The organism is Pedomonas sp., assembly GCF_036515995.1.
GTDB lineage: Bacteria > Pseudomonadota > Alphaproteobacteria > Sphingomonadales > Sphingomonadaceae > Pedomonas.
The window spans coordinates 1-8,426 of sequence record NZ_DATBUP010000192.1 but is presented as its reverse complement, the minus strand read 5'-3'; the positions used below and the strand labels follow the sequence as shown (position 1 = coordinate 8,426).

General features: G+C 61.5%; 10 protein-coding genes. 6 read left to right on the top strand and 4 right to left on the bottom strand.

Features of this window, described 5'->3' with window-relative positions; genetic code table 11:
* The coding region (locus VIG90_RS14320) for an SDR family NAD(P)-dependent oxidoreductase (RefSeq protein ID WP_331594200.1) at positions 1 to 141 on the bottom strand (141 nt) is incomplete at its 3' end.
* Positions 142 to 414: 273 nt separating this feature from the next.
* On the opposite strand from VIG90_RS14320, the gene VIG90_RS14315 reads away from it, so the two are divergent.
* Complete coding sequence (locus VIG90_RS14315) at positions 415 to 1,263, top strand: oxygenase MpaB family protein (protein WP_331594198.1); 849 nt, start codon at positions 415 to 417, stop codon at positions 1,261 to 1,263.
* Positions 1,264 to 1,381: 118 nt separating this feature from the next.
* Here the strand turns inward: VIG90_RS14315 and VIG90_RS14310 are convergent, their stop codons facing one another.
* The gene (locus tag VIG90_RS14310; protein WP_331594197.1) at positions 1,382 to 1,708 is read right to left on the bottom strand and encodes a hypothetical protein; all 327 of its coding nucleotides are present in this window, start codon (positions 1,706 to 1,708) and stop codon (positions 1,382 to 1,384) included.
* A gap of 320 nt (positions 1,709 to 2,028) precedes the next feature.
* Complete coding sequence (locus VIG90_RS14305) at positions 2,029 to 2,511, bottom strand: MarR family winged helix-turn-helix transcriptional regulator (RefSeq protein ID WP_331594196.1); 483 nt, start codon at positions 2,509 to 2,511, stop codon at positions 2,029 to 2,031.
* A gap of 192 nt (positions 2,512 to 2,703) precedes the next feature.
* On the opposite strand from VIG90_RS14305, the gene ectA reads away from it, so the two are divergent.
* Genes ectA through VIG90_RS14280 form a run of 5 tightly spaced genes read left to right on the top strand, consistent with a single transcriptional unit; the run spans position 2,704 to position 7,436 of the window.
* On the top strand, positions 2,704 to 3,306 hold the full coding sequence (ectA, locus tag VIG90_RS14300) for a diaminobutyrate acetyltransferase (protein WP_331594199.1): 603 nt from the start codon (positions 2,704 to 2,706) through the stop codon (positions 3,304 to 3,306).
* Positions 3,307 to 3,324: 18 nt separating this feature from the next.
* Positions 3,325 to 4,632 (top strand): diaminobutyrate--2-oxoglutarate transaminase, encoded by a 1,308-nt coding sequence (gene ectB / locus VIG90_RS14295; RefSeq protein WP_331594195.1) that lies wholly within the window; start codon positions 3,325 to 3,327, stop codon positions 4,630 to 4,632.
* A gap of 24 nt (positions 4,633 to 4,656) precedes the next feature.
* Positions 4,657 to 5,058, top strand: coding sequence for an ectoine synthase (locus tag VIG90_RS14290; RefSeq protein ID WP_331594194.1), 402 nt, complete (start codon positions 4,657 to 4,659; stop codon positions 5,056 to 5,058).
* A gap of 24 nt (positions 5,059 to 5,082) precedes the next feature.
* Positions 5,083 to 5,997, top strand: a complete 915-nt coding sequence (gene thpD / locus VIG90_RS14285; RefSeq protein WP_331594193.1) for an ectoine hydroxylase — start codon at positions 5,083 to 5,085, stop codon at positions 5,995 to 5,997.
* Positions 5,994 to 7,436 (top strand): aspartate kinase, encoded by a 1,443-nt coding sequence (locus tag VIG90_RS14280; protein ID WP_331594192.1) that lies wholly within the window; start codon positions 5,994 to 5,996, stop codon positions 7,434 to 7,436. Before thpD ends, VIG90_RS14280 begins: the two co-directional genes overlap by 4 nt.
* An 87-nt stretch (positions 7,437 to 7,523) precedes the next feature.
* Here the strand turns inward: VIG90_RS14280 and VIG90_RS14275 are convergent.
* Positions 7,524 to 8,426, bottom strand: a 903-nt coding sequence (locus VIG90_RS14275; protein WP_331594191.1) for an MFS transporter, incomplete at its 5' end; no start/stop codon positions are given.

Below are 8,426 nucleotides of genomic sequence, written 5' to 3'. Positions count from 1 at the left end.
GGAGGCAACGCCATCCAGAAAGTCCTGGTTGCGTGCGCCCAGCACCACCTTGGCGCCTTCCTGTGCGGCAATCCTTGCCATCGCCTGACCCATCCCCGGACCTACGCCGGTGATGATGATCACCTTGTCTTTCAGCAGCATCTGTTATTGCCCTCCCCGGTCACCTGTCTGCTTGTGTGACACCACAGTCGCCCAGGTGCCCGGTGGCGACATCGTCAATTTCAATTAGTCAGGCGCGGAAACGACCGTACCCATCAAGCAGGTCGCCAAGATGGCAAACTGGCCAACAGTCGGCCAAGGCCGGAGGGCAACTGACGACACACGCCCGGCCCCTTGCTTGAGCACTCCATTGAATGCGCCGGCCCGATGCATAGGTTATAAGAACGTCCCAGCCGCTTGATCCGAAAGAACAGCATGCTGCCAGCTGCGATCCGCGACCTGATAAAGCCGCCGCCAGGCTTTGATATTGATTTCGGCCGTCCCCGCAATGCGCCCGCCCTCGTGCCGTTCAACGGCATCTCCTGGAAAGTGTTTTCCAATCCGGTTGCTCTTTTTGTTGGCGGCATAGCCGCGGTCCTTCTGGAACTGGCCGAGCCATCCGTCAGGTCGGGCGTGTGGGACCACAGCAATTTCCGGGCAGATCCGGTTACACGGCTGCGGCGCACGGGCTTTGCCGCGCTGGTGACGGTTTACGCGCCCCGCGCTGAGGCCGAGCGGATGATTGCCGCTGTCGTCAAGATGCACGAGCGCGTCACTGGCACCACACCGGACGGGCTGCCCTACCGGGCCAACGACCCGCGACTTCTGGAGTGGGTGCATGCCACTGCCCTGTTTGGCTTCCTCGAGGCCTATCATTGCTACGTCTCGCCGCTCAGCCTTGAAGAGAAATCGCGGGCGTTTATGGAGGGACAGGAAGCAGCGCGCCTTTACGGGGCGGAGCACCCGCCGCGCAGCTGGCCGGAGTGGGAGCAACTCCTGGCCCGCACCGCGCCTGGGCTCGAAGACTCTGCGATCCTGCGCGAATTCCTCGACCTTATGGAAGCCGCGCCAATTCTGCCTGCATGGCTGCGCCCGATGCAACGCCTGCTCGTGCGTGCGGCAGTCGAGCTGACCCCGTATCCCATGCGCGCTTACCCAAGCCTGCAACGCCGCGGTCTGCACGGAGGCGAGGCCGCAATCGTGCGCCTCCTCGGCAAAGGCGCCAAGGCCCTGCCCCTATCCTCGCTACCACCGGCACAGGCAACGCGCCGGATGTGTGGGTAATGCGCAAGGTAATCAGGAAGCCCGCGCGCAGGCAGTTTTTCACAATCAAAGCGCTTTGGCAGGACTGATCTATGCCGGGCGGGATGGCCGAGCGGCTCGCTGTGGCTTGACAATGTTGCTAATAATATTGATGTCGAGAAGGTAACGCATTAAATATCGACCATTCGACCTTCTTCGCGCGGACGGGATAAATCAAGATCCGCGCCAACAAGCGGCGCAAGGCAGCAAGCATCCCACCCGGCTTTGGAGTCTCCTTTGCGACCAACGCCTTGACCGTAGCCCGGGCGTGCTCCGCTTCTGGTCCTTCCTCTGCAAGACGGCGCGCAAGTGAGCGCAACAACCCGCGGTCGGATACGAGAGCCATCAGCTCAAACCGCTTGAAGCCGCGCTGCGCCAAGCGCGCGCGATAGTTTTTGACTGCCTTGTGCTGCGCCGCATTACTCATCGCCAGCCTCTATGATATATCCGGTTATATATACCGAGTCCAAGTTGCCGGTACGGGAGGGATATCAGCGACAGCCGCGGCCACCTTTGAGAATTGAGCTTGCCTCAAAGCAAATTCTAAGGACGGCCAACCAGCACCCAGTCCGGATTACCGACCGCCTCTAGGATGCGCGGATTGTTCTTCTGTGCTGTTGAGATTGGCGGCGGCCAATTTGCGGATCAGCGATACTTTGAATAAGCCGTGCAGATATCATTACAGGAAGGAGCAAACCGGCTGGGGCAGAGGACCGTGCCGCTTTGGCCGCCATCCAGTACCCAATGCTACCGTGATCTGTCGATGACACCTGCGTCGATGAGCGGCGCTGCATCAATGTCGCCGGCCTCAAGCAGGTCTGACAGGCGCTCAAGCGCCGCCAGGATCATGGCCTGCTCCCAGGCTGGCAACTCCTCAAACCGGCCGCGGAAGCGCTGCTGCAGCAAGTCCGGCGCCTGGAACAGGACATCCTGTCCCCTCGGCGTTACCCGCAGGATCATCTGCCGCTTGTCCCGCTCGCTGCGCTGACGGGTCGCCAAGTCGCCCTCCACCAGCCGGTCGACGATGTTGGTCACCGTTGCCTGGCTGAACTGCAATGCGGCCGCCACCGCGCTCGGCGTCGTCTCGCCACGACGCTCGATCTCCTGCAGTACCATGAGCTGCGAGGGCGTCAGACCGGTCGCACCCGAGAGCATACGGCCATTAAGGTCTGCAGCCCGCAGAATGCGGCGGATCGCGCGCAACGCACTGGTCGTGATTTCGTTATTCATCCCATCACACCTAACGTGCTTCTCGCAAGTTGCAACAAAAGTTGTAACGCTGAAATGCTTCGGTTTTTGAAGCTTTTGCGGCAACTTGGAATGGGTTCCCACCCGATCTCCACGAAAAAAATGGTTGAAATAGCGAAGTATAGCCCTACCTTAAGCGTCCCGAAGCGATCACAAAGAGTCGCATGAGAAAAAATTATTTCGTGGAGTGAAGCAATTTCCAGCCAAGACCCCAGCCAGGCAGCCACTCGGCCCGATCAATCCCCCCTCGCGACAGACAAGACCGGCCATCTGCGCGCCGCTGATGCGCTGACCTTCAGAACGCCCACCGCCGAGGACGGCCCGGCCATCACCCGGCTGGTTGAGGACTGCCCGCCACTCGATACGAACTCGGCCTACTGCAACCTGCTTCAGTGCACGCACTTTGCCGACACCTGCGTCGTGGCAGAGCGGGCCGGCCAGATCCTGGGATGGATATCCGGTTACTGCCCGCCATCAGAACCAGATCATATCTTCGTCTGGCAGGTGGCCGTTCACCCCGATGCGCGCGGCCTGGGCCTTGGACAGAAGATGCTCTCCGTCCTTGTTGATCGGCCGGCCACGGCGCATGCGACACACCTCATCACCACCATTACCGACGACAACGAGGCGTCCTGGCGAATGTTCACCGGCTTTGCGCGCAAGCGCAGTCTGGAGCTCGCTCGCACCCCTTACTTTGAACAGGACGCCCATTTCGCTGGGGCGCATTCGACCGAGCATCTGGTCACCATTGGCCCCTTTTCTTGCAAGCCTGATTAAAACGAAAAAGGAAGACGCATGACAGTCGAACCCAAACCGACACGTGCGGCGCCTGACGTCGCCCTTTATGAACGCATGGAATCCCAGGTCCGCAGCTATGCCCGCGCCATGCCGCGCCAATTCGTTCGCGCTGAAGGCGAGTGGATGCATGACGACCAGGGTGGCCGCTATCTGGATTTCCTGTCCGGGTGCTCGTCACTGAACTATGGCCACAACCACCCGATCCTGAAGCAGGCTTTGCTGGACTATATTGCAGCAGACGGCATCACGCACGGGCTTGATCTGCACACCGAGGCCAAGGCCAACTTCTTGGCGACCTTTGAGGAAGTCATCCTCAAGCCACGCAATCTGGATTACCGGGTGATGTTCACCGGCCCCACCGGCACCAATGCGGTCGAGGCAGCGCTCAAGCTGGCCCGCAAAGTGACCGGCCGCCAGAACGTCATCGCCTTTACCAATGGCTTTCACGGCATGACACTGGGCTCGCTCGCCTGCACGGGCAATGCAGGCAAGCGCGGTGGAGCCGGCGTCCCGCTCAACCATGTAAGCCACGAGCCTTATGACGGGTATTACGGCCCGGACGTGGACACGGCAGCCCTGCTCGATCAGCGCCTGTCGGATCCGTCCAGCGGGCTCGATGCGCCTGCCGCCATTCTCGTGGAGACGGTGCAGGGCGAAGGCGGTCTCAACGCCGCCTCGTTCGACTGGCTGCGCCGCATTGCCGAGATCGCAAAGCGCCACGGCGCCTTGCTGATCATTGACGACATTCAGGCAGGCTGCGGCCGCACCGGCGGCTTCTTCAGCTTCGAGAATACCGGCATCATGCCGGACATCGTGACCCTTGCCAAATCCCTGTCAGGCATGGGCCTGCCGTTTGCCGTCACGCTGTTCCGCCCCGAACTGGACCAGTGGGAGCCGGGCGAGCACAACGGCACGTTCCGCGGCAACAATCACGCCTTCGTCACAGCAACGGCGGCACTGCGCCATTTCTGGAGCGATGATCGCTTTGCTCAGGATGTCGAGCGTCGAGGCAACTACCTGGCCTCAAGGCTCCAGCATATGGCGGACACCCATGGCCTGAGCGTGCGCGGTCGGGGCATGATGCGCGGCATTAACGTCGGCTCGGGCGAGATATCGAGCCGCATTACCAAGGCGGCCTTTGATCGCGGCCTCATTATCGAGACCAGCGGTCCCAACGACGAGATCGTCAAGGTGCTGGCACCGCTGACAATCGATGATGCAGCCTTTGCTCGCGGCCTCGACATTCTGGAGGCGTGCGTGCGTGCCGCCCTTCCCTCGTCTGCCAGCAGCATTGCAGCTGAATAACCGGATTACAGGAGTAGAAGAACCATGCTTATTCGCAATCTGACCGACATCCGTGCTTCTGATCGCAATGTGCACAGCAAGGGCTGGGAAAGCGCGCGCCTTCTGCTGAAGGATGACGGCATGGGTTTCTCCTTCCACATCACCACCATGTACGCGGGCGAAGAACTCCAGATGCATTACAAGCATCACCTCGAGTCCGTTTTCATTCTGGAAGGCGAAGGGACGATCGAGGATCTGGCCACCGGCGAGGTGCATGATCTGAAGCCGGGCGTCCTTTATGTTCTCAACAACCATGACAAGCATATCGTGCGCCCGCGCACCGATCTGGTCACGGCCTGCGTCTTCAACCCGCCGGTGACCGGCCGTGAAGTGCATGACGAAACCGGCGCCTATCCGGCGGACCCGGAAGCGGCGACTGCCGCTTGAAGATCAGGGCGCACAGGAGATACCATGACCGACCTATACCCCTCCCGACGGGAGGCGCGGCCGGGCCTGCTGCCGCGCCTCGACCCTGTGGTGCATGGCCAGTGGGACGAAACGGCGCCGCTTACGCAGGAACAGGCCGAGCACTTTGACACCCAGGGCTATCTGGTCCTGGAAAATGTGTTCAGCGTGGATGAAGTAAAGCAGCTTCAAGCCGAGGCTGCCAAGCTCGTTGCGGACCCTGCGGGCATTGAACCGGAGACGATCATCACCGAGCGCGGCAGCAACGAAGTGCGCTCGATCTTTGAGATCCATGCCCAGAGCCGCCTCATGGCGCGCCTGGCATCCGACAAACGGCTGGCGGGCGTCGCCCGGTTTCTGCTGAATGATGAGGTCTACATTCATCAGTCCCGGCTCAACTACAAACCGGGCTTCCGCGGCAAGGAATTCTACTGGCACTCGGATTTCGAGACCTGGCATGTGGAAGACGGCATGCCGCGCATGCGCGCGCTTTCCATGTCGATCCTGCTGGCCGCCAACACGCCCCACAACGGCCCCTTGATGATCATTCCCGGCTCTCACCGGAAATATCTGACCTGCGTTGGGGAAACACCAGAGGATCATTACCGCACGTCGTTGAAGAAACAGGAGTATGGCGTGCCTGACGAGGACAGCCTTGCCGATCTGGCATCCACCCACGGCATCGTCGCCCCCATGGGCGAGCCCGGCACGGTCATTCTCTTTGACTGCAACGTGATGCATGGATCGAACGGCAATATTACGCCGTTCCCTCGTGCCAATGCCTTTATCGTCTACAACGCCGTCTCGAACCGGCTGGTGGAACCGTTCGGCGCACAGCATCCCCGCCCGTCGTTCATTGCGTCGCGCACCTTCGAGCCGCTGCGCGTTGAGGACGGTCCCCTGGTGGAGCATGCGTTATGACGAGCAACCATACCGTTGAGAAAATCGGCGGCACGTCCATGTCTGCAACCGACGTGGTGCTGAGAAACGTGCTGATCGGCGAGCGCACTGGTGCGGATCTTTATAACCGCATCTTTGTCGTGTCCGCCTATGCGGGCATGACGGACCTGCTGCTCAGCCACAAGAAGACCGGGGCGCCGGGCGTCTATGCCCGCTTCCTTGCAAACGATCCTGACGCCCCCTGGCAGGAGGCGCTGGCGGACGTACGGGCCGCCATGACGGCCCAGAATGCCCGGATCTTGCCCGAAGGGCCAAGCCGGGTGAGCGCGGACCGCTTTGTTGAGGAACGCATTGCCGCCATGCAGGCTTGCCTTGAGGACCTGGACCGCCTGCGCCGCCACGGGCAGTTCCGGCTATCCGAGCCGCTTGCAACGCTTCAGGAAATGCTGGCGGGGCTTGGCGAGGCGCACAGCGCCAACACGACTGCGCTGCTGCTGCGCGACCGCGGCATCAATGCCGTGTTCGTCGACCTGACCGGCTGGAGCGATGGCGAAATGCCGACGCTCGACAGCCGCATCACATCAGCACTCGGCAGCATCGACCTTGCCGCACAGCTGCCCATCGTGACGGGTTATGCGGCGTGCGAAGGCGGCATGGTCAGCAAATACAGTCGCGGCTACAGCGAGATGACCTTCTCCCGCATCGCCGTCCTGACAGGCGCGCGCGAGGCCATCATCCACAAGGAATTCCACCTCTCGAGCGCCGACCCGAGGCTCGTAGGCGTGGAGAAGGCACGCAAGATCGGCCACACCAATTATGATGTCGCCGACCAGCTGGCCAATCTGGGCATGGAGGCCATTCACCCCCGTGCAAGCCGGGGCCTGCGCCAGTCGAACATTCCCTTGCGCGTGCGCAACACCTTCGACCCCAAGGATGAGGGCACCTTGATCTGCGGCGCCTATGTCTCCGACAGACCCCGCGTCGAGATCATCGCCGGGATCCGCTCGCTCGTCGCCCTGCAGTTCTTCGAGCAGGACATGGTGGGCGAGAAAGGCTACGATGCCGGCATTCTCGAGGTACTGACGCAGCGGCGCGCCCGCATCGTCAGCAAGACGTCCAATGCCAATACCATCACCCACCATCTGGACACGGATGCTGCCACCATGCAGCAGGTTCTGGGCGATCTGGAGAAGCGCTATCCCAATGCCACGGTCGAGGCGACGCCCGTTGCCATGGTCTCGGTCATTGGCAGCGACATCAGCGAGCCGGGTCTCGTTGCTCTGGCGATGACGCGGCTGGAGCAGGCTGGCATCCGGGTCCTGGCGCTGCAGCACCAGATCCGCAACGTTGATGTCCAGTTCCTCCTCGGCTCGGAGGATTTCGACCAGGCCGTCGAAGTTCTGCATGATGCGCTGGTGACACCGGGCATTGGCGCGGATGCAAAACGGGCAGCAGCGTAGCCCGGCCCAATTATCCGGGCAAACGCCACAGAGCATCACCAGACCAACAAAAGATCAGGCCGTCCAGACACTGGACGGCCTTTTCTCTTAGTCAAAGCCGGTGCTGCGTAGGGATCGTCCGGCAGTCTCCGGCATGAAGCGCAGCGCAACCATTCCAACCAGACAAGCCGCCATCATATAAAAGGCCGGCATCAGCTCATTGCCGGTCAGGCTGATGAGACCGCTGCTGATGGCAGGCGCAGTGCCTCCGAACAGGGACGTCGAGACGTTGTAGGCAATGGCAAAGCCGGCAAACCGCACCGAGGTTGGGAACATCGCAGGGAAGGTTGCCGAGATGGTTGCCAGCTGGGGCACATACAGCAGCCCCAGAAGCGCAAAGCCGATGATCGCGCCTGCCATCCCTGTCGACATCAGCATGTAGAGCGGGACCACCAGCACAAAAAGCCCGACGAGCGAGATACGCCACAAGGGGCGACGGCCGATGCGGTCCGAGAGCCGCCCGGCAAAGGGCAGGAGAACCATCATGAACAACATGCCGATGATCGGCACGATCAGCGCCTGATCATTGGTCAGGCCGATGCGCCGCTGCAGGTAGGTGGGCATGTAGCTGAGCAACGTATAATTGACGACGTTGAGTGCAACGACGAGCCCCGCAACCACAAGCAGGGGACGCCAGTAGCGGGCGGCCAGCGTCCGGAGGCTGACGTGCGAGACCTGATGCTCCTGCCCTGCCGCTGCCTCCCGGAAGACCGGCGTGTCCTCGATCTTCGAGCGCAGGTACATGCCGGTCAGGCCCATGGGTCCGGCAATAAGGAATGGGATGCGCCAGCCCCACTCGTACATGGCCTCCTCGCCCAGCAGGAGCGAGAACGTCAGCATCAGGGCGGCACCCAGGGAAAAGCCGGCCAGCGTTCCGAACTCCAGAAAACTGCCGTAAAAGCCGCGCCGGTCATCAGGGGAATATTCCGCCATGAACGTGGCAGCACCGCC

Bases quoted from the DNA above. Each gene is read 5' to 3' on its own strand.
- VIG90_RS14315 (WP_331594198.1), top strand. From the start codon at position 415: ATGCTGCCAGCTGCGATCCGCGACCTGATAAAGCCGCCGCCAGGCTTT.
- VIG90_RS14310 (WP_331594197.1), bottom strand. From the start codon at position 1,708: ATGAGTAATGCGGCGCAGCACAAGGCAGTCAAAAACTATCGCGCGCGC.
- VIG90_RS14305 (WP_331594196.1), bottom strand. From the start codon at position 2,511: ATGAATAACGAAATCACGACCAGTGCGTTGCGCGCGATCCGCCGCATT.
- ectB (WP_331594195.1), top strand. From the start codon at position 3,325: ATGACAGTCGAACCCAAACCGACACGTGCGGCGCCTGACGTCGCCCTT.
- VIG90_RS14290 (WP_331594194.1), top strand. From the start codon at position 4,657: ATGCTTATTCGCAATCTGACCGACATCCGTGCTTCTGATCGCAATGTG.
- thpD (WP_331594193.1), top strand. From the start codon at position 5,083: ATGACCGACCTATACCCCTCCCGACGGGAGGCGCGGCCGGGCCTGCTG.
- VIG90_RS14280 (WP_331594192.1), top strand. From the start codon at position 5,994: ATGACGAGCAACCATACCGTTGAGAAAATCGGCGGCACGTCCATGTCT.